We start from the raw sequence: 25,950 nt of genomic DNA, 5'->3' as shown, positions 1-25,950 counted from the left end.
ATCTTTTAATTTTCCTATTGTCATTTACATTTCGATTTAGTAACTTCTTTCTATGAATAAGAGTATAGTTACAAATTTAGTTGCAGTTTTATTAATTATTGTAGGGTTTATAACACCTGTTTTTAGTGATCTAATTTTATCAATTGGTTACTTTGCATTATCAGGTGCTATTACAAACTGGTTAGCAATTCACATGTTATTTGAGAAGGTTCCAGGGCTTTATGGTTCAGGAGTAATACCAAACCATTTTGTTGAATTTAAAGCGGGAATAAAACATCTGATTATGGAAGAGTTTTTCACTAAGGAAAATATAGATAGATTCCTTAATGAATCTGAGGATGCGATTGATAAAATTGATTTTTCTCATGTAGCTGAGACCATAAACTACAACATCTTTTTTGATAAGTTATCCCAAGTTATCTTATCTTCAAGTTTTGGTGGTATGTTAGGTATGTTTGGTGGAGCTTCCGCTCTTGAATCCTTTAGAGAACCATTTGCTGAAAAAATGAAGGATGGAATAGTTGAAGCATCTAATGAGGATAAATTTAGGTTAGCCCTTAAAGATGCTGCATTCTCATCTGATATAAACAGAGGTGTTGAGGATAAGATAATAACAATTATTGAGTCTAGACTAGAAGAACTTACACCTAAGATGGTTAAACAAATTATTCAGGATATGATAAAAAAACATCTTGGATGGTTAGTTGTCTGGGGAGGTGTCTTTGGAGGCCTAATTGGTGCAGGGATGAACTTTATTAAATAATATGTAGGAGGATTTAATCCTCCTATTTTTTTAAACCAAGACTCTCTTTTGTAGATAATAGTCCACAGGCCGCATCTATATCCTGCCCCCTACTTTTCCTAATAGTTGTAATAACACCTCTTTTTTTCAATTCATCCTTAAACCACACCATATTATCATAGGATAACCCTTTATAATCCTCCCCTGGTATTTCATGATATGATATTAGATTAACTTTTACTCGTAGTCCATGAAGAAGTTTCACCAGAGCTTTAACATGTTTTAAACTATCATTTAAATCTTTAAACAAAATATACTCTACTGAAAAAGTTCTGTTTTTAGGCATATCAAAATCTCTAATTACATCAATTACATCCTTAACTTTATATGCCCTCTCTATTGGCATAAATGAACTTCTTTCATCACTAATAGGGTTGTGAACACTTAAGGCTAAATTACACTCTCTCTCTTGTAAAAACTGTTTCAATTTTGGGATTAGACCAACAGTTGAAAGGGTTATCTTATGGGGACTAATATTCAACCCCCAGGGCTTAGTTAAAATATCTAAAACCTTTGTCACCTCTTCATAGTTATCAAGAGGTTCACCCATACCCATAAAAACTATATTTGTAATACTATCCCCTTCTGGTAGGGATAAAATTTGATTTATTATCTCATAGGAAGTTAAACTTCTCTGTAATGACTGTTTATCAGTCATACAGAATTGACACCCCATTCTACAGCCAACCTGGGAAGATATGCATAGTGTATTACGCCTCTTTTCAGGAATATATGCAACCTCGATTGACTTCCAACTATCAATGGTAAATAGATACTTTTTTGTTCCATCTTTGGAAACCATAACTTTAGATGGTTTAAGAGAGTTAATTACAGCACTGTTTTTTAACTTCTCCCTATCATCCTTAGAAAAATTTGTAAATTCATCAAAACTTGTTACTTTTTTATTATATATCCAGTCTGTAATCTGTTTTGCTCTAAATTTTTTCATATTAAGAGTTAGAACAAAGCTCTCTAATTCTAATAGAGTCATCCCAATTAAGTTCTTTTTATTTATCATTTTTTCATAATATTATTTTTTTTAGATCTAAGGAATAATAACTTGCGAACTAAAAGAATAAAAGTTAATATAATTCTTAAATTATGAAATTAAAATCATTTACAAAAACAATATATAAGTCAACATTTATCACATCAATAATAACAAATGTATTAACATCATCACTTTTGTTGCTACTGTGTATAAATTTAATAGGAAACATTTATAATAACAAATATAATGAGTCAAAGATCTATATTTCAGATTATATAAACAATATTAATACTAATGATGAAATTTATAATAAAATCTCTAAACTAGAAACTACTAAAGCAGATAATCAAGACTCATACATAGCGGAAATAAACACCCTAATTAATAATAAACTTTCATTTTGTGGAGGTGTTTCGATCTTTTTTGGTAATATAGATGATCCATTAATAAAAAAACTTAAACCAATTGAGTATAAAATATATAAAAGATTTTTAAACTCCAAGGACTATACTAATAAAATAGTTACCTACAATAATAACCTCTATATTTTAAATGAGAGAACTTTTAAGGAGCATAGATACATCCAGTTTTTTAATATTAATAATTGTAAAAGTTTATTAACTTTATATAAAAAAGATGGCTTAATGGGTTTTATATTTAATGATCAGAAATTTATATTTAACGGTGTTAAATTAGAGTCCACAAGCAAGACACTTTTAAAGAAACTTAAAGTAAAGAATTCCATAGAAGATATATATGTATATTTTTCTACACAGGAGCAATATCTTGATAACCTAAAACTTTTTATTGCTATACTAATATTCTCAACATTTAGATTTTTAGCATCAATCTTAAATGCTAAAAGAAATATTAGAAAGATTATTCAACCATTAGATGATCTAGTACAAAATACAGAGAAACTAGCAGCCCATGAAGTTTGTGAAAAGTTAAATAGATTTGACTACCCCTATGATGAGTTCAAAAAACTAGCCGAGACATTTAATAAGGTTTTATTAAGTCGAGAACTTTCTGAAATAAAACTATTTAGGTCATTTGAGCAGATGGAAAGTGTTGTTCATAAAAGAACCCAGGAGCTAATTTCTACTAATGATCAATTAACAGTGGCTATTAAAAAAGCGGAAGAAGCAAATGCACTTAAATCCCAATTCTTAGCAAATATATCCCATGAGATAAGAACTCCTTTAAACTGTATTATGGGATTCTGTGATATTATTTTAACTGAAGATCACAGTGAATCAGTAACTGTTCAGGTAAAACAGATACTTCATGAGTCTGAGACTCTTTTACATTTAATCAATGACTTCTTAGACTATTCAAAAATTGATGCAGGTAAAATGAATATAGTTGAAACAGAACTTAGTATAAGATCATTAATAAATAGTTTAATGAAGTCAGGACAGGTGCAAGCTGGAGATAAAAATATTATTTTATATAGCGAGATTGATGAAGATGTACCACATATTATTATATCTGATGAGTTAAGACTCTATCAGATAGTTTCTAATATTTTTTACAATGCGATTAAGTTTACACCAACAGGTAGTGTTAAAATCAAAATTTCATCAAATATGGATAATGATGAAAATCTAATACTAGATATATTAATAGTTGATACTGGAATTGGAATTCCAGAGGATAGAATAGACTCAATTTTTAATAAATTTGAACAGGTTGATGGTAGTTTAACTAGAAAGTTTAGAGGTTCTGGATTAGGACTTACTATATGTAAAAAAATTATAGAATTAATGAGTGGTTCCATATCTGTAGAGAGTACAATAAATAGAGGAAGCTCTTTTAATATTAAAATACCTGTTAAAGCACAAACTTTAGAAAAAAAAGTAGATGAAACCCTTGAGATACAGGATGATAATATTAAACATACAGAGGGTAGTCAGATTTTATTAGTAGAAGATTATCCTGTTAACCAAATTGTAGCTAAAAAACATCTAGAAATGGATAATCACATAGTTACAATTGCAGAAAATGGACAAGAAGCAATTATTAAGTGTGAAGAGATAAAGTTTGATCTTATTTTAATGGACTTACAAATGCCTATAATGGACGGATTTAAGGCAACAAAAGAGATTCGTGGAGCATCGGGTTTAAATAGCACTACTCCAATACTAGCCATGACTGCTAACGCTATGGATACAGCAAAGCAGACATGCCTAGATACTGGAATGAATGGTATAATAACAAAACCAATAAGAAAGCAGATGTTTCTAAGGGAAGTGGATAAGTGGTTAAAAATATCTACTCAATAAAATCACTATAAGAGAGTAATTTAATTCCTAATTTTTTTGCCTTTATTAACTTACTACTGCTACCTTCTGGATCTTCACAAAGTAGAATATCAACATCTTTTGAGATAGTAGATGAAAATGACCATCCTTTAGATTCAATAATCTCTATAATTTCCTTCCTTGATTTTGGACCCTTTCCAGTCATACATATAAATCCACGACTTTCCACATCCTCAGTTTTGATTATATCTAAAGACTCTATTAACTCTTCTAAAAATGTTAAATTAACTCGATCTTTTTTCCACTTTACAATATTTTGTCCTGTGACAAAAGTCTCATCATTAAAAACTAGAAAATCATCAATACTTTTAATATTCAATTTCATTAACGCTTTTTCTTGAACAAGGGGTATACCTAATCTGCTTAATAACTTTATAGCAGTAACCGTTTTTGAATTTTTTACACCATTAATAAAACCATTTATTTTTTTATCCCCAAAACCTTCTAACCCAAAAAGGTCTTCATATTTTAGATGATATAAGTCTTTTATATGTTTAACTTTTCCCTCTTTATAAAGTGCTCGAAGGGTTCCTTCTGCAACACCATCAATATCAGACTCTTTAACCCAATATATTATCTGTTGAATAAGAATTTCTTTACAATCTGTATTATTACATTTAATGTGAACACCATTTCTATCTAAATCTTCCCCACAGGATGGGCAATTTTTAGGAATAAGGTTACTTAAAAAATCCTCTTCTCTATTAATATTTGACCTGTTTTCTTTTACATATGGAATAACATCATTAGCCCTTTCGACATAGAGAATATCACCTTTTTTTAATTTTAAGCTGACGACATTATCATAGTTGTGCAGCGTAGCCCTCTCTAGTTTTGCTCCTCCAATATCTATTGGTTCAAACATGGCTACAGGAATGATACTTCCCTGTCTACTAACCTGCCAATCTATACCTAGTAGTTTTGTCTCCTTACCTTCAGAGGGTGGTTTAATAGCTAAATTATAGTGATGATGGTGGTCAACAACCCATCTAGAGTCTATTTCTTGATGTTTTGTATTATCGTTTACAGTAAGAATTATTCCATCAGTTTCATACTCCCAAACAACTCTTTTGCTTTTTAGATACTCTTTATAGTAGTTTCCTATATCAGATCCAGTTTTTAGTACTGAAAAATCAACAACATTAAAACCATCTTTAGCCAGTGTTTCAATTTTTTTAGATTCTAGTGTTATATTATGATCCCCAGATATTTGATAACAAACAAACCTAACATACTTTAAGTCTGCCCTATTCTCTTTTCTGTTAATTAATCCTACACAGTTATTACGTAGAGCCTTACCCTTTGTATCATACTCTGTATTTTTAGGTAGATATAATTCACCTCTAACCTCTACTTCTCCAAGGGAGAAAGTTATACCTTCTTTTATATCATCAACATATTTGGCAATATGTGAAATATCCTGACCAATCTTCCCATCCCCTCTAGTGGCTACATAGACAAGGCGTCCATTATTGTATTTGCAAGTTGCAGCTAGGCCATCAATTTTAGGTTGTAGACAGTACTCAATACCAGGTAGATCTAATTTCTTGAACCACTTATTTGCATCCTCAGCAGTTTTGGCTTTACCCATTGATAACATAGGTTCTGGGTGAACAATTTTACCTAATTTAACATCCTCACTACCGACTATTTTAAAATATTCATGGTTAGGATTTAACTCCCTTAACTCATCTTCATAGGAATCAAACTGGGCATCACTCATTTTAGGAGTATCACTGTTATAATACTTATCCTTAGCTTCTAGTAGAACTCTATATAACTCTTCCTCTCTATCCATTATGTCGCCCATTTAATCCCTGGAACACTGTTTAAGTTACTATAAAGGGAGTCCATCTGCTCTTTACTAATTAAAGTAATACTAAAAGCTAATCTAGAAAGATTAGGTTTCCCCCCAGGCTTAATTACTTCATTACAACACTCAATTGAAAGATCCTTTAGCAGTCTAGTAATTTTTGAAATTCCTTCAGTAGCTACACCTCCATAAATAACTCTTAAATCATATATTAATGGAAATTGAAGTTCTTGTTTCATAATACCTCTTTTTTAATAATTATTTGAAAATATTAACATAAAAAACCTGCTTTTATCACTACCTAAGCAATAATTTGTACTACAAATATTAACAATTATACACTTTAAACCTAAGCTTGATTCTAACTTTCATTTACATTATAATGTTTTACACATAAAATAACATAATTTATTTTAGAATAAAGAGTTATATAAAGGATTTATATGTATAAAAGAAGTGTATTAGTTTTTTTAATTATATCATTATTTAATATTTTTGTAATTAATAGTCAAAATATAATAGATAAAAATTTATTAGAAGATAGTTTCAATGCAAGTAGTGAAATGTTATTTGCACAGGGAAGTATAAGTAGCAAAAAGGGTATAGATTCTTTTAAAATATATAGAACAAAAAACAGAGATGGCTTTTTTGATTTGTCTATTAAAATAAATGAAGACTTATACCAATCATCAGCAAAAAAAACTAATGACATTAGTTACAAAAACAATTCAAAAATGGAAGATAACAACTATTTTTATGACTCCCTACCCCTTGACCTGTTAAACTATGGATTCAGAAATGTAGATTTTAAAATTCTAGAAAAATCTTCTGTATTTAAATATAAAGGTTTAAATGCTGATAAAATTTTAGTAACTGAAAAAGAGGAAGTAATAGAGGCTCCTACAATAGAAGAGAATACAACAAGTGATGAGATTCCTTCAATAGAAGAGAATACTATTGAAGATTCAGAAATTGTAAATGAAACATCAACTTTTTTAGATTTATCAAAGAGTCAAGATTCATCTTTATTAAATAATAATAAAGAAGAAAATTCATATCCCCTAACACCATTAACACCTAGTATTATAACTCAACCTAAAGAGGATAAAGTAGTTTATGAGCCAGCTAAATATAAAAAGATAGTTTTATACCTAGGGGAAGATAATAACCTTATACTAAGAAAAGAGTTTTATAGTAACATTTCAGACAGAGAACCTAAGTATATTGTTGAAGCTAATAGTATAAATTTTATTAATGGTTTTTACATAATTGTAGAGTATAATATTAGTGACATTGAAAACAATAGAGATTATATTTTTAAGTATAATACTCAAACCCTTGATTTTAGCGACAATGAGCTAGTAGGTACAGATAGGAGAATGTCTAATTTCTACGGAGTAAAATAGTGAAAAACATTATAATATTATTTTTAACGACCTTTCTTGTATTATCCTGCTCATCTAATCATATAATTGATATAAATGAAGATAATAGCGCTACTGTAAAGTTTAATACCTTAAATAAGGAGTCCTTAGTTAAGACCCTATATGAGTGGGGGGCTATAGATAGTAATAACAATGGTTCAATTATAAACCCTAAAGAATTAGAAAAAGGTCTTGAGAGAAACTACAGTATTAGTAATGTAAATGTTGAATCAACAATAAAAAATAGGTATTCAGGTAGCTTTAATGTATCTAATATAAACAATATTTTTTATAATCCACTTATTAATATACCTGACAATAATAAAATATTTTCCATAACCGAAGGTAATGGTGATAAAACATTTAAAATAAACTTATCCATAGATAACTATAAATATTTAAAAGAGTTTTTGCCTATACTAAAACTTGAGAGTATAGATATGTTAGGCCCTGATGCAAATCAAGGTATTTCTCAAGATGAGTACATGGAGATGATGAGTTTTTCTTTAGGTGATGATGGACCTAATGATATTTTAGGATCTTACATTAACTTAAAAATTAATATAAATGGAACTATAACTAGTATTGTTGGGGGTAAAATAGAGAATAACAGTAGTGCAATATTTAATATTCCACTATTAGATGTTATCCTTCTAAAAAAAACTCTTATATACTCTTTTACATATAATTAGGAGATAAAATGGAAAGAACTTTTGCTATGTTAAAACCTGGAGTTTTACAAAGAAGGATTGTTGGAGAGATTATTAGTAGACTTGAAAAAAAAGGTTTTCAAATTGTCGGTTTAAAAATGATACAATTAACTAAAGGTTTAGCCCAGGAGCATTATAAAGAGCACCTAGATAAAGATTTCTATCCAGGTATGGAAAAATATATAACTAGTGGTCCAGTAGTTTTATTAGTATTAAAGGGTATAAACTCAGTACAAATTTTAAGAAGTATTGTAGGTCCGACCTTTTCACCAGAAGCTCCATCTGGTACAATTCGTGGAGATTATGGATTCTCCATGAGAAATATAATACATGCTTCAGACTCTGTGGAGAGCGCAGAGAGAGAGATAAGCATATATTTTAAAGATGAAGAAATTATAGAATATAACGATAACAATAGAGAGTGGATAGATTAAATATCCTTAGGAGAAATAACTTGGTTAACAAAATAGGTATAATTGGTGCTGGTGCATTTGGAACTGCCCTTGCAAAAATAGTTGCAGAAAAAGGTATTGATGTTACAATGTGGTCCTTTGATAAAGAGGGCTGTGATCAAATAAATTCAGTACATGAAAATAAGAAATTTTTACCAGGAATAAAATTACCAGAAAATATTACTGCTACTACATCAATATTAGAAGCAGCTAATGATAAAGAGATTATAATATTAGCAAGTCCGTCACTATTTATATTAGATAGTGTAAAAAAATTACTAGATGTTCCATTTGTAAAAGAGGGAAAAACGACAATTGGTATTGTAGCTAAAGGATTTATTCCATCTAAGGATGAACCTAAACTTATCCTTGAAACAATTGAGAACTATCTACCTGGTTTTTATAGGGATAACTTAGTCTATATATCTGGACCTAGTCATGCTGAAGAGGTTGCAACTGGAGGCTTTACTGGCCTAATTAGTGCTTCTAAAAACCCAAAAAACTCAATAAAAATCAGAGAGTTATTAAGTTCTGACTCATTAAATGTTTTTTCAAGTTTTGATGTTGTAGGTGTACAAATATCAGCTGCTGTAAAAAATGTAATAGCTATAGCCTTTGGTGTACTTGATGCTATAAAAGAGAGATCGAGTGCTATTGGAGATAATACTGAATCACTTTTACTAGCTGCAGGTTTAAATGAGATTATGTCCCTAGGTAAAAGTTTAGGTGCAACCCATGCTGAGACTTTTACATCCATAGCTGGTGTTGGGGATTTAGATGTTACATGTAGAAGTATACATGGTCGAAATAGAAGATTTGGTAGGGATATTATACTAAACAATATTTTAGATAACTTTAAAGACTATGATGACTTAATAGATAACTTAGATAAACTTCCATATCTACCTGAAGGTGCTGTAGCAGTCGGCCATGCATATAAATTAGCTAAAAAGCATGGTTTGAAATTAGATATAATAAATACTGTTTGGAATATCCTTAATAAGAACTCCACTCCAGAAGATGAAGTTAAAAAGTACTTAAAAATAACAAAATTTTAATTTTCAAATCTAATATAAAAGCCTGTATTTTTACAGGCTTTTTTTTATGTTTAATAGTAATTAGCTGATTGATTCTTTTGGTTATAAATAAAAAAGCCAGCGATCACCTACTCTCCCACTAACGCAGTACCATCGGCGCATCCAAGCTTAACTTCCGTGTTCGGTATGGGAACGGGTGTGGCCTTGGAGCTATCATCGCTGACCTTGATATTTAATACTTTTTACTCTTTTAAGTCAACACTTATTTAACTCTTTCTTTCTAAGATAAATTATATCTAAAACAAGCCAGGTAACTGTTAATAAAAGTGCTAAGCCATCAGCAATAGGAAATGATAACCATATACCTTGAATCCCTAAAAACTTTGGTAAAATCAATACTAATGGAAGTAGTAGTATTACCTGTCTACTTAATCCTAAAACAAAAGATGGTGCAATTTTACCAATTGCAAGAAAGTATGTAGAACCTACTACTTGAATACCAATAAATGGCAAAAACATTATTATATAGTTCATTGCGTAGGACCCAAGAGAGATTAGTTCAGGATCTGTTGAGAATATCGATAACATAAACTCTGGAAAGAAAAATAGTATTGAACTATAAATTAAACAGAGTATTGTTGCATACACCATTGAGTGTTTTAAAACCTCCCATAATCTATCCATCTTTTTAGCACCAAAGTTATACCCAGCAATTGGTTGAAAACCCTGTGCTATTCCAAATAGAGGCATTAAACCAAGCATTAATAGTCGATTCATAACCCCAAATGTAGAGATAGCAATATCCCCACCATAAGTACCTAAAGCGTTATTAAGGATTACTGCAACAAAACTACCACCTGCCTGTCTAATAAATGATGGAACACCAAGAGAGAGTATACTAACTACTATTTTAGGTTGGAGTGTTAGTGCGTGTTTTGTAAAATGTAATGAACTTTTACCCCTAATAAAGTAATTTAATAGATAAATTACAGATACAAACTGTGAAATTATTGTGGCTAAAGCTGCTCCTCTTATCCCTAAGTTGAAAATAAATATAAAAATAGGGTCTAGAACAATATTAAGACCTGTTCCTATAACCATAGAAACCATTGCAACCTTGGCATTACCTTCGGCTCTTGCAATATTATTCCCACCCATTAAAAATATTATTAGTGGTGCTCCTAATAATATAACTTCCATATAACTTTTACTGTATGGAAGTAGATTGTCAGTTGCTCCAAATAGCTGTAAAATAGGTTCAATGAAGATCATTGAAGGAATTGCAATAAGTATACCTACAATTCCAGATATAATTAAAACGTTACCTGCACTACTATTTGCTTTGTCGTGATTACCCTCTCCTAAGGCCCTTGAAATTATTGAAGCTGCTCCTGTTCCAAATAACATTCCAAATGCCATAATTAGGATCTGTATTGGAAATGCAATAGCTAATCCACCTATGGCATCTGTACCTACTCCTCTGGCAATAAATATTGTATCAACTACGTTGTACAGAGCATTTACCATCATTCCAATAACTGCTGGCATTGACATTTTAAATAGTAATTTATCAATTTTTTCTGTACCGAGTTTATTCATCTCTTTGTTCATTTAATCTCCTATATATATACATTTTACTATTTTACATAATTAAAACTATACTATTTACTAACAATTAATATAATTTTAATAATTTGTTGCCTAGAGTAATAGAGAAAGATTATTAAGTAGATTTCCATAATGAAAAATTATTGGTCAACAATTTCTGTTATAGGAAAATCAAAAGAGTTAATACAGATTAAACTAACTGAAATATAGAAGTTTATTGATTATAAAAAAGAGCCCTACTAAAAACATTAGACTACTTAATTAAAGTAACAGTTACCTTTCCTATTCAAACTTTAAACAACTAATACATATATTGTACATACAATGTAATTAAAATTAATTACAAAGAGTTGATATGAATGTTATTTATCATAACTTTTTGTTAGTACATAATAATTAACCAGGGAATTCCTTCTGGAAAGATCAGAACACGGGTTATTGGCAGTGAACTTAGTTAAGGTTAAATTAAGGCTATAGGTAGTTTTCCCAAACTGTTGCAGTCAAAGACACTAAACTAAATTAACGGTTCGTTACGGCTTCGCTTCCACCCGATAAGAAGTATTCTGTTCACCTGTCCAAGCACAAACAGAAGTTGTTTACTTCATCAAGAACTTCCTACGAATAGGGTAATAGGTGTCTATATTCCAAACTATCGTAAAAACAACCTCGATCTACCTTTTTACTTGGGGTCAAATATTATTTGATGTGACTATAAACTCAAAAAGGCTACCCAAACCGGATAGCCTATTAAATTAACTGTTACCTGAAATAACCATAATGAAAAAATTGAGTTGCCCAACTTGTTGGGTCTACTCCAATGTCCATATTATGGATAATAATAACTACTAAATCTAAAAGCTTACGCTTAATATATCAATTTTACACACTATAAACTAACAAATAATAAATAGATACATTCCCTGAAATTGCCCATAAAATAGTATTAACAACTAAAAAAGTACTCTTTTTATGTTTAATAAACTTAATAATATAGAAAACTGCCACAATGCTGAATAAAATATTAATTATTCCAATAGCTAAATAAAAGGTTCCACTCCCAATTAAAGCTATACTTAACAAACATTGTAAGATCAAACCTACAAAAACAATTAAGAATGTAGAAGAAATTCCAAAGTCAAAAATTTGCTCATAAACAATTGTACTTAAAAGAGCAATAGTTGTATAAATAATAATATTTAAGCCTATCCCATTACGTTTTATCATGTACACACAACCTTATTGTTTACTAAAATATTCTTCTGGAGTAGATCCATATTTACCATAAGGGTCTACATCATATTTTTTGTGTCCATTAAAGTCATCTGGACCTCGGAAATTAAATGTTCCAAAGATATTAAAATCTGTAACAACATTTCCAGTTTTCTTATTAGTTACTAATTCTCTATGACCATTTTCACTAACCCACTTTTTATTACTAAATGGACCATGAATATAGACTTAATAAACGACAATGAATTCCAATTTGTACCAAACATAGAAACATTATCATTATTTATTAGACTTTGTTTCTGAGATGGAGAAATTTTATTAAATTGTAAATTATCATTTAATGCGTACCGAACACTGAAGTGAACAGTAAGATCATCTACATTTAAGTCTCCTGTCTTGTTAAAATTATCAAATATTTCAGTTGCTTCATCTAGCGACATAAAACCATCGTTTAATAAGAAATCACCAGCTTTCGAATTGTTCTTTTTAATATCGGATTTCATAAGATCGTTTTCTTTAAACTGCTGCGATAAATCACCCCATTTCATTGTTAGATTATCATTTATAGCAATATCAGCAGAAGAGTCTAGTTCTTTATTTATATTTGTAGCATATGCAGAATCAACTTCTTGATGTGTAGCTAATAAACCTTTTGAAGAGTCATTATTATCCATATCTGAAGCTTCATATAAATTTAGATTTCCATCATATGACCAATTACCATCAGCATCACGACTTGCTAATCCAGTAGGATCTATGAATCTTAATGGGTTATTACCAGCATAAATAAACCAGTTGTTACCATCTCAGCGATTCACACAAAATTAAAGAAATCAAAACACTATAGCTCTCTCTAAAAATTCCCTTCTCTTAACTATCTATCAATAATATAACTCAGCTATAGAATAAAAACCACTAAATTTTACGAAACAGTTTTAAGTGAAACATCACCCTCTACATACCTATGAATTAAACCTGATATTAAAGTCTGATATGGGATTCCCATCTCCATAGCTTTCTTTTGTATATTAACGTAGTCATGTTCATAGAGTCTAATTGTAATACTCTTATTCTTCTTAAAAGTATTTTTAGCAGTCTCTTTAATAAATTCGATATCTTCCTTACTAGGTGTTCTTGCTTCTACTTCGTCATTTTCTATTGCACTGAGAATCATCTCTTCTTCTTCATCAAATTTCATCGTTTATCTCCATCTCTTTACGATATTCCTTTGTTGCTTTTCTATTAGGAATTATTGTCTTAAGAAATACATAATCTGTACCTACAACAAAAGAAACAGCATAAATGTAATCTTCGACGATAACATAATATATTTCTTGGTTTGGATATTGTTCCTTATTTGGATGCTTAATAATCTTCCAAACATCTCCCCTAGTTAAATGAAAACCAATCTTCTCAAAAGAAATATTACGTTCTATCTTTAACCATTCATTTTTCTCTGGATTCCATTCATATCTCACGTTACTATTGTACATCGAATGTACAGACAAAACAATATCTTTTATTCTGGATAAAGCTCATTTTCTCTTGGATGATAAGTTTTATGTAGTTTCTTTAATCCCTTAACTATATCTTTGGTATAACCAACTGTAGTCTGGATAGAGTCATGTCCTAATAACTCCTGAACATATCTAATGTCTGCACCGTTTTGCAGTAGGTGTGTAGCACAGCTATGGCGTAAAGAATGGGGAGTAAAACCCTGACCATCAAGGTCTGATAACTCTAGGTATTTCTTAAACCTTCTTCTTACCATATCTGCTGATAGTTTCTGATAGGAGAAGTTTAAAAAGAGAGATTTCTGATTTATATCTACTCCTTTAGGTTTATGACCACTTAAATTCCTAGATAACATTTAGAAAACTATATAAATTACTTTATTGATACTATCTTAATAAAACTATTTCTGCTCTGATTTATAAATAAAAAAGCCAACCAGAAATAAATTCTATTTTCATAAAATACTTTCAAAAGGTTGGCGATCTATATTAACACAGCTTAAAGCTGTTGATTATAAAAGAAAAAGTCTAGCGATCACCTACTCTCCCACTAACATCAAACTTCTCGATCAGAGAATGTTTGACACTCCTAAATTTGCGGTTATAATCCTATGTAATTTTTTATTAAGTATAATGATAAGATATTTGTACTGCGATAGTGGAGAAATCCTAATACAGATACATGGTAAATAAAACTATTATAAATAAAAAAAGTCTAGCGTATGAACCTAATTGCAGTGCAATTAGCCTACTCTCCCACTAACATCAAACTTCTCGATCAGAGAATGTTTGACACTCCTAAATTTGCGGTTATAATCCTATGTAATTTTTTATTAAGTATAATGATAAGATATTTGTACTGCGATAGTGGAGAAATCCTAATACAGATACATGGTAAATAAAACTATTATAAATAAAAAAAGTCTAGCGATCACCTACTCTCCCACTAACGCAGTACCATCGGCGCAACTTGGCTTAACTTCCGTGTTCGGTATGGGAACGGGTGTGGCCCAAGTGCTATCATCACTAGACAAAAATTTTAATTAAAAACTCTTAAAAAAAGTGTTTAATTAAAACAACTTAAGAAAACTTAAGTTTATTTCAACAAAAAGCTTAGCTAAGAGCCCAAGAATGCAAGCATTCTTTATACTCCCTCATAATCTAAGATTATGAGTAACTAAATAGGGTATAAAAATCATATCCTGTTAAGGAAAATAAAAATATGGTCAAGCCTCACGGGAGATTAGTACCTCTCAGCTAAATACATTACTGCACTTACACTTGAGGCCTATCAACCAGATCATCTCTCTGGTCCCTTTAGGAGAGTTAAACTCTCAGGAATGTCTCATCTTGAGGCGGGCTTCCCACTTAGATGCTTTCAGCGGTTATCCCTCCCGAACTTAGCTACTCTGCAATTACCGTTGGCACGATAACAGATACACCAGAGGTTCGTCCATTTCGGTCCTCTCGTACTAAAAATAGATCCTCTCAAACATTCAACGCATGTGGCAGATAGGGACCGAACTGTCTCGCGACGTTCTGAACCCAGCTCACGTACCGCTTTAATTGGCGAACAGCCAAACCCTTGGGACCTGCTTCAGCCCCAGGATGCGATGAGCCGACATCGAGGTGCCAAACTTTGCCGTCGATATGAACTCTTGGGCAAAATAAGCCTGTTATCCCCGGAGTACCTTTTATCCGTTAAGTGACGGCCCTTCCACTCGGGACCGCCAGATCACTAAGACCTACTTTCGTACCTGCTCGACTTGTAAGTCTCGCAGTCAAGCTACCTTCTGCCTTTGCACTTACAATCTGATTTCCAACCAGATCAAGGTAACCTTTGCGCGCCTCCGTTACTCTTTAGGAGGCGACCGCCCCAGTCAAACTGCCCACCAGACATTGTCCAAAAACCGGATAACGGCTTCTGTTAGAAAACTAATTAAACAAGGGTGGTATTTCACCAACGACTCACCCCAACCTAACGATCAGGGGTCATAGTCTCCCACCTATCCTACACATGTTTAACCAGATTTCAATATCAGGCTGCAGTAAAGGTTCACGGGGTCTTTCCGTCTAACCACATGTAATCGGCATCTTCACCGATACTTTAATTTCACCGGGTCTCGGGTTGAGACAGCGTCCAATTCGTTACACCATTCGTGCGGGTCGGAACTTACCCGACAAGGAATTTCGCTACCTTAGGACCGTTATAGTTACGGCCGCCGTTTACCGGGGCTTCAATTCGCTGCTTCGATAAATCTAACAACTCCTCTTAACCTTCCGGCACCGGGCAGGTGTCAGTCCCTATACTTCATCTTACGATTTCGCAGAGACCTGTGTTTTTGGTAAACAGTCGATTGGACCTCTTTTTTGCAACCTCTCCTCGCGGAGTAGGCCATACTTCTCCCTAAGTTACGTATGTAATTTGCCGAGTTCCTTAACCCGAGTTATCCCGTACGCCTTAGCATACTCAGCTCGCCTACCTGTGTCGGTTTGCGGTACGGTTCCTGTTAATCGAACCTTAGAGATTATTTCCTGGCACGATGAATCCTCTATCTTCCTGCACCCGTAGGTTTAGTACCCTTAACAACTCACCTCAAAATGCGGATTTGCCTACATCTCTCAAAAGCTTGTTGCTTGGACCGGAACTACCATTCTCCGGCATAGAATCTCCTTATGCGTCATCCCATCGAAATTAACAGAAGTACTGGAATATTAACCAGTTTCCCATCGACTACGCTCTTCAGCCTCGTCTTAGGGGCCGACTCACCCTGGGAAGAAAACCTTTACCCAGGAACCCTTAGGCTTTCGGCGGGAAGGGATCTCACCTTCCTTTTCGTTACTCATGCCTGCATTCTAACTTGTGATACCTCCAGCAATCCTTCCAGATCACCTTCAACAGCCTACACAACTCTCGTCTACCATCCGTATTAATACGAATCCGTAGCTTCGGTACTATGCTTAGCCCCGTTACATTTTAGGCGCTCGACTACTCGACCAGTGAGCTATTACGCACTCTTTCAAGGAGTGGCTGCTTCTAAGCCAACCTCCTGGCTGTCTTTGCAATCGAACTTCCTTCTCCACTTAGCATAGTTTAGGGACCTTAGCTGACGGTCTGGGCTCTTTCCCTCTTGACCATGGATCTTATCACCCACAGTCTCACTGCAATATTTTGTTTATCGGTATTCAGAGTTTGAATAAGTTTGGTACCCGGTGAAGGGCCCTAGCCTAATCAGTGCTTTACCTCCGACAAAAATCATATCACGCTGATCCTAAAACCATTTCGACGAGAACCAGCTATCTCCGAGTTTGATTGGCCTTTCACCCCTATTCACAAGTCATCACTGCCTTTTTCAACAGACTAGTGTTCGGTCCTCCACTTGATTTTACTCAAGCTTCAACCTGCTCATAAATAGATCACTCGGCTTCGGGTCTACGGCAACATACTTGGCGCCCTATTAAGACTCGGTTTCCCTCCGGCTCCGGTACTTCTATACCTTAACCTTGCATATTAACGTAACTCGCAGGCTCATTCTACAAAAGGCACGCCATCACGTCTCAAGGACGCTTTGACCACTTGTAAATCCACGGTTTCAGGTCTATTTCACTCCCCTCCCGGGGTGCTTTTCACCACTTCCCTTACGGTACTCGTTCACTATCGGTAGCTATCTCGTATTTAGCCTTGGAGGGTGGTCCCCCCAGATTCCAGCAGGATTTCTCGTGTCCCGCTGTACTCAGGAATATACTCTACAGCTATATTAGTTTCGCTTACGGGACTATCACCCACTCTGGTACTAGCTTTCCAGCTAATTTCTGCTACTAATATAGTTTCTTACTGCAGTTCGCATCACACAATACAAAACAGTACATCCTACAACACCCCTACTGCAACTCCGTGCAGATATTACACAGTAAAGGTTTGGGCTATTCCCCGTCCGCTCGCCGCTACTAAGGGAATCTCGTTTGATTTCTTTTCCTTCAGGTACTTAGATGGTTCAGTTCCCTGAGTCTCACTCCAATACACTATTTTATTCATGTAAAGGTAATAGACATCCAGTCTATTGGGTTACCCCATTCGGCAATCTGGGCGTCAAAGGATGTTTGCTCCTTAACCCAGCTTTTCGCAGCTTACCACGGCCTTCATCGTCGGATAGCTCCAAGGCATCCACCATGGATCCTTATTCGCTTGACCATATATTTTGCTAGCAAAATATAGTCGACAAAAGTTTCAAAGAAACTTCGACAGACATATCGTTACTATCAAAAATATTTGTGCTTTCACACTATAATTTTTATACCCTTCGCTACTTAGTTGTACCTGACAGAAGTTTTATAGAAACTTCGATAAGGTTGTACTCTAAAAAAGTCTCTTAGAAACTTAAATTGAGTTTTATGCCAATTAAGGCAAGTCAAACATTTCTAATAGAAAAGTTTGATATTTAAGCCACTGGAATCGAACCAGAATAATACTTACCAAAGACTTAACTGTCACTAGGACAAATATAAAAATAGAAGGAGGAAGAAATACTAACCTATTGTACTGCAGTTTTACTTTACAAGAGTTACCTCTCTTGAATGTCTTTTACCCAAGACATTTAGGGTTTAAAGATAAATCTTTAAGGTACTTAGTAAAAACTAAGCTTCCCTTTCTCGTAGAAAGGAGGTGATCCAGCCGCACTTTCCAGTACGGCTACCTTGTTACGACTTCACCCCCCTTACTAAGCATACCTTCGGCGCCGTCCTCCTTACGGTTAGACTAACGACTTCGGGTACCCCCAACTCGGGTGGTGTGACGGGCGGTGTGTACAAGGCCCGGGAACGTATTCACCGCATCATGCTGATATGCGATTACTAGCGATTCCACCTTCATGGAGTCGAGTTTCAGACTCCAATCCGAACTGAGACCGGCTTTTTGCGGTTAGCTCCACCTCGCGGCTTCGCATCACTCTGTACCGGCCATTGTAGCACGTGTGTAGCCCAGGGTATAAGGGCCATGATGACTTGACGTCGTCCCCACCTTCCTCCGGTTTGTCACCGGCAGTCTCGCATGAGTCCCCAACTTAATGATGGTAACATACGATAGGGGTTGCGCTCGTTGCGGGACTTAACCCAACACCTCACGGCACGAGCTGACGACAGCCATGCAGCACCTGTAATAGTGTCCCCGAAAGGAAAGAACTATCTCTAGAACGGTCACTAATATGTCAAACCCTGGTAAGGTTCCTCGCGTATCATCGAATTAAACCACATGCTCCACCGCTTGTGCGGGCCCCCGTCAATTCCTTTGAGTTTCACCGTTGCCGGCATACTCCCCAGGCGGTACACTTAACGCGTTAGCTTCGGTACCGAGGTTTGACCCCCGACACCAAGTGTACAAAGTTTACGGCATAGACTACCAGGGTATCTAATCCTGTTTGCTCCCTATGCTTTCGCGCCTCAGCGTCAATCCAGGCCCAAAATGTTGCCTTCGCCATTGGTGTTCTTTCTAATATCAACAGATTTCACCCCTACACTAGAAATTCCACATTTCCCTACCGGATTCTAGTTAATCAGTTTCCTGTCCGTTTCCGGTGTTGAGCACCGGTCTTTCAAACAAGACTTAATTAACCGCCTACACGCCCTTTACGCCCAATAATTCCGAACAACGCTCGCTCCTTACGTGTTACCGCGGCTGCTGGCACGTAATTGGCCGGAGCTTATTCATGAGCTAACGTCATCTACTACTCATTTCCTAGTAGTTTTATTCCTCACTCATAAAAGGATTTTACAACATCTCTGCATTCTTCATCCACGCGGCATCGCTCCGTCAGACTTTCGTCCATTGCGGAAGATTCTTAGCTGCTGCCTCCCGTAGGAGTCTGGGCCGTGTCTCAGTCCCAATGTGGCCGATCACCCTCTCAGGTCGGCTAACTATCGTCGCCTTGGTAGGCTCTTACCCCACCAACTAGCTAATAGTGCGCAGACTCATCTTTCAGCGCAGCAAACGCTGCTTTCCTCTAAAAGCTAAAGCTTAAAGAGATTATTCGGTATTACTCCATGTTTCCATGGGCTATCCCCAACTAAAAGGTAGATCATCTACGTGTTACTCACCCGTTCGCCACTCTCGGAAGTGCAAGCACTTCCTACCGTTCGACTTGCATGCTTAAAACGTGCCGCCAGCGTTCGTTCTGAGCCAGGATCAAACTCTCCGTTATTATGTTTACTAACCGAAGTTAGTAATAACTAAGTTGATCTTTATACTCAAGGTTTTAATTAACATTAAATGTTAAAAGTATTTCTTCCCTTCTCTATTACTAATGTAAACATGATACTACAAAGTAGTTCATGCCTTAACAACTAATAAAAGTTATTAAGTTTTTCGTCTCAACAGACTCTTAAGTTAGAGTTGCTGTTGCAACGCTCGATGAATATAACAACTCACATTTTTTTTGTCAATAAACATTTCAAAAAAAAACAACTAATCCTTCCAAGGGAAAATCATGCCCTTTAAAGTTCTAGGTCCAATATTCTCATTTAGGTCCCAAGTTAACTCAGTCCATGGTATTTTCTTCCTATTAGCATCCGGGTTCTTTTCTAAATAGTCATACTTAAGTTCATATAGATGTACCGTTGTATCTATAACACAACCAATAGCTGCTAAACCAGGCGGTAATAACCCTAAAGAAGGAATAGATAAAATAAGTAGAAAAATTGTATATATAAAAACAAAAATTCCTGCACCCGGATTATCTAATAAAAGTATAAAACACTTCTTTAAAACTTTTTTAAAATCACCCTCTAACCTTATTTTAATAGGAAAGTAGAAAAGTGTTGCCATAGAAGTCATTACAGAGAACCAGAAAACTAGGGCAAGGGGATAAGAGAGATTACACCGTTTCCATTTAAATAATAAACTATGGAAAACGACGTAACAGTAATAAATATAGCCCAAGCTGCAGCAAACTGTATTTTTATCTTTAAATCTAATCTTAAGTATTTAAGATAATCTTTAAGAGATACAGCGTGAGAGTTCCCTATATCTCTTAAAAAATAAAATATAGTACCTTGGTGCACAACTAACCCCATAAGAGCTATTAGAATAACAACAAAACCTATAAAACCACCTAAAGCGACTAACTTTAGGCCCCAATATGCCAATATTAAAAATGGCAAAGTCATAAAATTAAATACTATAAACCTAATTAAGTTATCCCAAGTATCAAAAAAAGCTTTCTTAATAATAAATCCAATCATAGGCAGGATTATATATTTATTGACTCTATAAGTCAAATTAACTCTATAATTTCATGCTTAATGATATTCTTTTACGTTTAATATCAACATCCATAACTTTAACTTTTACCTTCTGCCCCGTTTTTACAATCAGAGAAGGATCGCTAATATATGAATTTGATAATTGACTAATATGAACAAGCCCATCCTGATGCACTCCAATATCAACAAAAGCTCCAAAAGCTGTCACATTGGTTACAATACCAGGGACTATCATCTCCACACCTAAATCTTCAATATTTTTAATTGAATCCTCAAATTCAAAAAGTTCAAATTCATCCCTTGGATCCCGACCAGGTTTTGAAAGCTCTAATAAAATATCATTCAATGTAGGAATACCTACTTCCTCAGAGATATATTTTTTTAAATCAATCCTATCCCGTAAACTACTATTAAGAATCAGGTCATCAACCTTAACATTAAGATCCCTTGCCATAGTTTCAACCAAACTATATCTCTCTGGATGAACCCCACTATGATCAAGTATGTTTTTAGAATTTCTAACCCTTAAAAAACCAGCAGCTTGCTCATAAGCCTTCTTACCAACACCCTTTACCTTTAATAGTTCTGATCTTGATTTAAATCCACCAACAGTGCCCCTATAATCCACAATATTTGAAGCTGTAGAACTATTTAACCCTGCTACATAGGATAAGATCTCCTTACTAGCAGTATTAAGTTCAACTCCTACAGCATTTACACAACTAACAACAGTATTCTCAAGGGAAACTTTTAATAACTTCTGATCAACGTCATGTTGATACTGTCCAACTCCAATTGATTTAGGATCTATCTTTACTAACTCAGCTAAAGGGTCCATTAATCTTCTTCCAATAGAGATAGCACCTCTTACCGTTAAGTCTAGATCGGGAAACTCTTCCCTTGCACACTTTGAAGCAGAGTATATACTAGCTCCTGACTCATTGGTCATTATTATAGGTATATTTAAGTTTAGGGATTTACAAAACTCCTCCATCTCCCGTCCACCTGTTCCATTCCCAACAGAAAAAGCCTCAACATTATACTTCTTACATAGACTCTTTAAAACTTTTCCAGACTCCTCTGTTCTATTATGGGGAGGAAGAGGTTTTATTAATACATTTTCTAATAAATTACCCTGCTTATTAAGACATACAACTTTACTACCTGTTCTTAAACCCGGGTCAATAGCTAAAACAACCCTCTCCCCTAGGGGTGGTGCTAATAACAACTCCCTTAGATTCCCTTGAAAAATCTCTACAGCAGTCTCATCTGCGCTTAATTTATACCTATTTTTCATCTCTGTTTCTAAAGATGGATGAAGCAATCTCTTATAACTATCAGCTATAGAGTCTTCAATAATAGTTCTATGCCTATTACCGGGGTAGTATTTACTAATAACATAGTGGGCTTCATCTTTATCTATCGAGATTCCAAATTTTAAATAACCCTTTGACACTCCCCTTAAAATGGCTAATAACCTATGGGAAGGAACCTTATTTAATGGCTCATCATATTTAAAATAATCTTTAAACTTTTCAGCATCATCATCTAACTTACTTTTTACTACACTACACTTTAGAGAGGCTCTTTTTTCATAAACACCTCTTAAGGAACTTCTAACCATAGGATCTTCATTTATCAATTCAGCAATAATATCCTTAGCGCCCTTAATAGCATCTTCCTCGTTTTTTACAATATCATTATAAAAGTCTTCAACACTAAAACTTTTTCCTAAAAGGATTTCATTTGCAAGGGGTTCTAGTCCAGCCTCTTTAGCCTTAACTCCCCTAGTTTTTCTTTTAGGTTTAAATGGCAGATATAGATCCTCTAAAACAGACATAGAAGTGGTATTGGATATTTTAGACTCTAAATCCTTAGTTAAAAAATCATTATCTTTTAAGGACTTTAATATAGCGACCTTTCTTTTTTCTAAATCCCTATACTTCTCTAGAGACTCCTTAATATTTAATACGGCTACTTCGTCTAATTCACCTGTAACTTCTTTTCTATACCTAGAGATAAAGGGTACTGTAGATCCGTCATCTAATAACTCTACTACTTTTTTTACTTGATTTTCCCTAATCCCAAAATCTTTTCCAATTTGTAAATATAAATTCATAGTGACATTATAACTAATTTTTAGTTTTTAAAATAGGAATAAATTATTATTTTTACTTTACCAATAAATAAATTTGTCGATAATAAAAAAAACTATATACAGGAGATTTTATGTCTAAAAAAGGCTTTATTTTTATACTAGTCAATCTATTCTTATTTACATCTTTTACTAATGCTCTTTCTCAACCAGAAGTAAAAGAGGGAAACTCTAATAACTCAAAGGATGTAGAAACAGTAGATGAAGGGGTAGTAACAGACTCACTCCACGCATTAGTCCTTTCTGGAAATGAATCAAAATTAAATGAAATATTTAAAATTGATACTAATATTAATGAACTAGATAAAAATGGAAGAACACCACTACATGTAGCTTGCGAGTCAGGAAACATAACAATAGCTCAACTTTTAATTGTTCAAGGAGCAAAAATAAACATACAAGATAAACAGGGGTATACACCGCTTCATATAGCTATTAAAAGTGGAAATACCCAGTTAACAAAAATCTTGGCAAAAAATGGTGCGGACATTTTCATTAAAGATAATTTAGGAAGAACACCTTACAATGAAGCTGTAAAAATGGGTATAGAGAGTGTTAAAGCACTTATCTCCCCAGAGAGTATAAAAAGCGTAGATAGTAAGGGCATGTCTCTCTTACATTTAGCAGCTCAAGCTGGAGATTATAAAGTATGTGAGTATCTAATAGAGAGTGAAGCTGATGTAAATTTAAGGGATAAGGCATCACTTCTACCCCTTGATTATGCATTAACGGATAAAGATTCTTTAGATCATGCTAAAACAGCGGAGATTTTAATAAAAAATAGATCTTTGAACTCACAAAATGATGATTTTGAGTATATCTATAGAGTTCTAAAAACAGAGGACTTAGAGTTTAGATACGATTTCAATAAAACAGCCCTCCATATTGCTTCAGAAAATGGACATTATGGTTTTGCGGCACTGTTTATAGAAAAGGGTGTAAACCTTGAACTTAAGGATAGACCTGGAAATACAGCTCTTCATGGTGCAGTAGTTAACAATAACTTTAAAATAATCGAACTACTTATTAATAGTGGTGCAGATATTGATGCCAGGGATTTTAATAATAATACACCACTACATCTCTCTTTAGCATTTAGTTACTCAGATCAAATTCCGTCCTATTTAATTAAAAAGGGAGCAGACATAGATGCAAAGGATAATTTTGGTAATACTCCGTTACATTTAACACTCTCCCTTAAACTAGATAGCTCTATTGCCAAGTTATTAATTAATAATGGGGCTGATGTTACAGTTAGAAATAAGGCAGGAAATACGCCACTTACTGAAGCTGTAAATAAAAACAATAAATCAATTGCACTATTACTACTTGAAAAAGACGCAGAGATATATGCAAAAAATGATAAAGGAGAGTCTCCTTTAACTCTTGGAATAAAAAAAGGTGAAGTAGTTCTTGAGTGGTTAATGAATAATAACAACATTAATTTTAAAAATAATGATGGAGATACTCCTCTTATTATAGCTATAAGGGAGAAAGCTGACTCTAAAATTATAGAGTTCCTAATTAAAAAAGGAGCAAAGGTTGACACTAGAAACAAAAGTGGGTCTACACCACTACATGAAGCTATTATGGTTGGCAACTCAGATATAATAAACCTACTTAATGTTAATAAAGCTGATTTTTTTGCCATAAACAACAGTGGAGATAACCCATTTGATCTTATTTTTCAAAAAGGTGTAGAGTTTGCAACTGAAATATTAACCCCTGAACTAGTATCACTTAGAAATAACAGACAAAATACTCCACTATTCTATGCTATAGACTGGGGCTCAAAGGAGATTGTTCAAGTAATCCTAGATAAAGGTGCTGATATAAATGCAAAAAACATTAATGGGGAGACACCTCTTCATCAAGCAATTACAACTGACAATGTTATAGTTGCTAACCTACTAATTGAAAGGGGAGCATCAATTGAAGCAAAGGATAACCAACTCAATACACCTCTACACTCCTGTGTCTATTGGAATGCATATGAGTCCGCCCACCTTTTAGTTGAGAAAAAGGCTGATATCAATGCAAAAAATATTAAAAACAGAACACCACTACACGAGGCGGTTTTAACAGAAGATACTGATATTGTAACCTTTTTTATTAAAAACAAATCCAATTTAAATGCTAGGGATAATAATGGGCAAACTCCCTTATTTTATGCAGTAAAAAATAACTTCCCAGATATACTAAACCTACTTTTAGATGCTGGAGCAGATATTTCACTTAGGGATAGACAAGGAAACACAATTTTACACGCTGCAGTTTTTGGTAAAAATAAAGATACTGTAAAAATACTTATTAGTAAAAAGTCTGATATATATGCAGAAAATAAGTATGGGGATACACCTGTATCTATTGCCCTAACATATGGTCTAAGTAGTGTTAATACATTTTTTGATGATAAAAATATTAACTCTATGGATAATAAAGGATTTTCACCTCTACATTTAGCAATTAAATACCATGCTGATATTGAAGTAATTGATTATCTTCTTGATATAGGAGCCAATAAAGAGAATATAAATAAGGATGGGGATACTCCATATGACCTAGCCGTAAAAGAGAATTACGAAGAAGCAGAAGCTTTAGTAAAATAGATTAGAGAAAAAAACCGCATTTAAATG

General features: G+C 33.9%; 19 protein-coding genes and 4 rRNA genes. 7 read left to right on the top strand and 16 right to left on the bottom strand.

Translation table 11 applies throughout. The annotated features are described in order from the left end of the window. Positions 1-52: 52 nt before the first annotated feature. Positions 53-763, top strand: a complete 711-nt coding sequence (locus EW093_RS15695) for a DUF445 domain-containing protein (RefSeq protein WP_149569302.1) — start codon at positions 53-55, stop codon at positions 761-763. 22 nt (positions 764-785) lie between these two features. Here EW093_RS15695 and rlmN read toward each other — a convergent pair whose 3' ends face one another. Continuing rightward, positions 786-1,820: a dual-specificity RNA methyltransferase RlmN gene (gene rlmN / locus EW093_RS15690; protein ID WP_149569301.1), complete on the bottom strand. Its 1,035-nt coding sequence runs from the start codon at positions 1,818-1,820 to the stop codon at positions 786-788. Between the two features lie 83 nt (positions 1,821-1,903). On the opposite strand from rlmN, the gene EW093_RS15685 reads away from it, so the two are divergent. Continuing rightward, complete coding sequence (locus tag EW093_RS15685; RefSeq protein ID WP_149569300.1) at positions 1,904-4,078, top strand: ATP-binding protein; 2,175 nt, start codon at positions 1,904-1,906, stop codon at positions 4,076-4,078. On the opposite strand, the gene EW093_RS15680 is transcribed toward EW093_RS15685, so the two are convergent. Together EW093_RS15680 and EW093_RS15675 are read right to left on the bottom strand one after the other, a co-directional pair. After that, a complete protein-coding gene (locus EW093_RS15680) occupies positions 4,068-5,915 on the bottom strand; it encodes a BRCT domain-containing protein (RefSeq protein WP_187759746.1) in 1,848 nt (615 codons plus the stop codon). The two genes, EW093_RS15685 and EW093_RS15680, sit on opposite strands and share 11 nt — an antisense overlap. Beyond that, positions 5,915-6,169, bottom strand: coding sequence for a YbeD family protein (locus EW093_RS15675; protein WP_149569298.1), 255 nt, complete (start codon positions 6,167-6,169; stop codon positions 5,915-5,917). Before EW093_RS15675 ends, EW093_RS15680 begins: the two co-directional genes overlap by 1 nt. A gap of 204 nt (positions 6,170-6,373) precedes the next feature. Here EW093_RS15675 and EW093_RS15670 point away from each other — a divergent pair, with 204 nt between their 5' ends. From EW093_RS15670 to EW093_RS15655, 4 genes are read left to right on the top strand one after another with little or no spacing between them, the layout of a single operon-like run. After that, positions 6,374-7,336: a hypothetical protein gene (locus tag EW093_RS15670; protein ID WP_149569297.1), complete on the top strand. Its 963-nt coding sequence runs from the start codon at positions 6,374-6,376 to the stop codon at positions 7,334-7,336. Beyond that, positions 7,336-8,046, top strand: a complete 711-nt coding sequence (locus EW093_RS15665; RefSeq protein WP_149569296.1) for a hypothetical protein — start codon at positions 7,336-7,338, stop codon at positions 8,044-8,046. The genes EW093_RS15670 and EW093_RS15665 overlap by 1 nt, the downstream gene beginning before the upstream one ends. A gap of 8 nt (positions 8,047-8,054) precedes the next feature. Then, a complete protein-coding gene (gene ndk / locus EW093_RS15660) occupies positions 8,055-8,498 on the top strand; it encodes a nucleoside-diphosphate kinase (protein WP_149569295.1) in 444 nt (147 codons plus the stop codon). 20 nt (positions 8,499-8,518) lie between these two features. Continuing rightward, a complete protein-coding gene (locus EW093_RS15655; RefSeq protein ID WP_149569294.1) occupies positions 8,519-9,574 on the top strand; it encodes an NAD(P)H-dependent glycerol-3-phosphate dehydrogenase in 1,056 nt (351 codons plus the stop codon). A gap of 94 nt (positions 9,575-9,668) precedes the next feature. Here the strand turns inward: EW093_RS15655 and rrf (EW093_RS15650) are convergent. From rrf (EW093_RS15650) to EW093_RS15590, 13 genes are all read right to left on the bottom strand, one after another. Beyond that, a 5S ribosomal RNA gene (gene rrf, locus EW093_RS15650) occupies positions 9,669-9,777 on the bottom strand. Between the two features lie 31 nt (positions 9,778-9,808). Next, complete coding sequence (locus EW093_RS15645) at positions 9,809-11,164, bottom strand: MATE family efflux transporter (RefSeq protein WP_149569293.1); 1,356 nt, start codon at positions 11,162-11,164, stop codon at positions 9,809-9,811. Between the two features lie 876 nt (positions 11,165-12,040). Continuing rightward, on the bottom strand, positions 12,041-12,385 hold the full coding sequence (locus EW093_RS15640; RefSeq protein WP_149569292.1) for a hypothetical protein: 345 nt from the start codon (positions 12,383-12,385) through the stop codon (positions 12,041-12,043). Positions 12,386-12,555: 170 nt separating this feature from the next. Further along, positions 12,556-13,065 carry a hypothetical protein gene (locus tag EW093_RS15635; RefSeq protein ID WP_149569291.1) on the bottom strand — a complete coding sequence of 170 codons (510 nt, stop codon included), beginning with the start codon at positions 13,063-13,065 and terminating at the stop codon, positions 12,556-12,558. A gap of 248 nt (positions 13,066-13,313) precedes the next feature. Beyond that, entirely contained in the window at positions 13,314-13,589 is a 276-nt protein-coding gene (locus tag EW093_RS15630; RefSeq protein ID WP_149569290.1) for a hypothetical protein, read from the bottom strand. Further along, entirely contained in the window at positions 13,579-13,869 is a 291-nt protein-coding gene (locus EW093_RS15625; protein ID WP_149569289.1) for a toxin, read from the bottom strand. Before EW093_RS15625 ends, EW093_RS15630 begins: the two co-directional genes overlap by 11 nt. Positions 13,870-13,910: 41 nt before the next feature. Further along, positions 13,911-14,261 (bottom strand): tyrosine-type recombinase/integrase, encoded by a 351-nt coding sequence (locus EW093_RS15620; protein ID WP_149569288.1) that lies wholly within the window; start codon positions 14,259-14,261, stop codon positions 13,911-13,913. Positions 14,262-14,827: 566 nt separating this feature from the next. Next, positions 14,828-14,936: ribosomal RNA gene (gene rrf, locus EW093_RS15615) — 5S ribosomal RNA — on the bottom strand. A gap of 191 nt (positions 14,937-15,127) precedes the next feature. Next, positions 15,128-18,097 (bottom strand): 23S ribosomal RNA (locus tag EW093_RS15610). Between the two features lie 464 nt (positions 18,098-18,561). Then, positions 18,562-20,099, bottom strand: a 16S ribosomal RNA gene (locus EW093_RS15605). The 16S, 23S and 5S rRNA genes sit together here, the layout of an rRNA operon. A gap of 263 nt (positions 20,100-20,362) precedes the next feature. Then, complete coding sequence (locus tag EW093_RS15600) at positions 20,363-20,722, bottom strand: hypothetical protein (protein WP_149569287.1); 360 nt, start codon at positions 20,720-20,722, stop codon at positions 20,363-20,365. A 26-nt stretch (positions 20,723-20,748) separates the two neighbouring features. After that, positions 20,749-21,138, bottom strand: coding sequence for a hypothetical protein (locus tag EW093_RS15595; RefSeq protein ID WP_149569286.1), 390 nt, complete (start codon positions 21,136-21,138; stop codon positions 20,749-20,751). Between the two features lie 43 nt (positions 21,139-21,181). Then, positions 21,182-23,278: a Tex family protein gene (locus tag EW093_RS15590; protein ID WP_149569285.1), complete on the bottom strand. Its 2,097-nt coding sequence runs from the start codon at positions 23,276-23,278 to the stop codon at positions 21,182-21,184. A gap of 110 nt (positions 23,279-23,388) precedes the next feature. Here EW093_RS15590 and EW093_RS15585 point away from each other — a divergent pair, with 110 nt between their 5' ends. Continuing rightward, positions 23,389-25,923 carry an ankyrin repeat domain-containing protein gene (locus tag EW093_RS15585; RefSeq protein ID WP_149569284.1) on the top strand — a complete coding sequence of 845 codons (2,535 nt, stop codon included), beginning with the start codon at positions 23,389-23,391 and terminating at the stop codon, positions 25,921-25,923. Positions 25,924-25,950: the final 27 nt, after the last annotated feature.

The organism is Thiospirochaeta perfilievii, from assembly GCF_008329945.1.
In the GTDB taxonomy this organism is placed as follows: domain Bacteria; phylum Spirochaetota; class Spirochaetia; order DSM-2461; family DSM-2461; genus Thiospirochaeta; species Thiospirochaeta perfilievii.
This window is presented reverse-complemented; position numbering and strand designations above follow the sequence as displayed.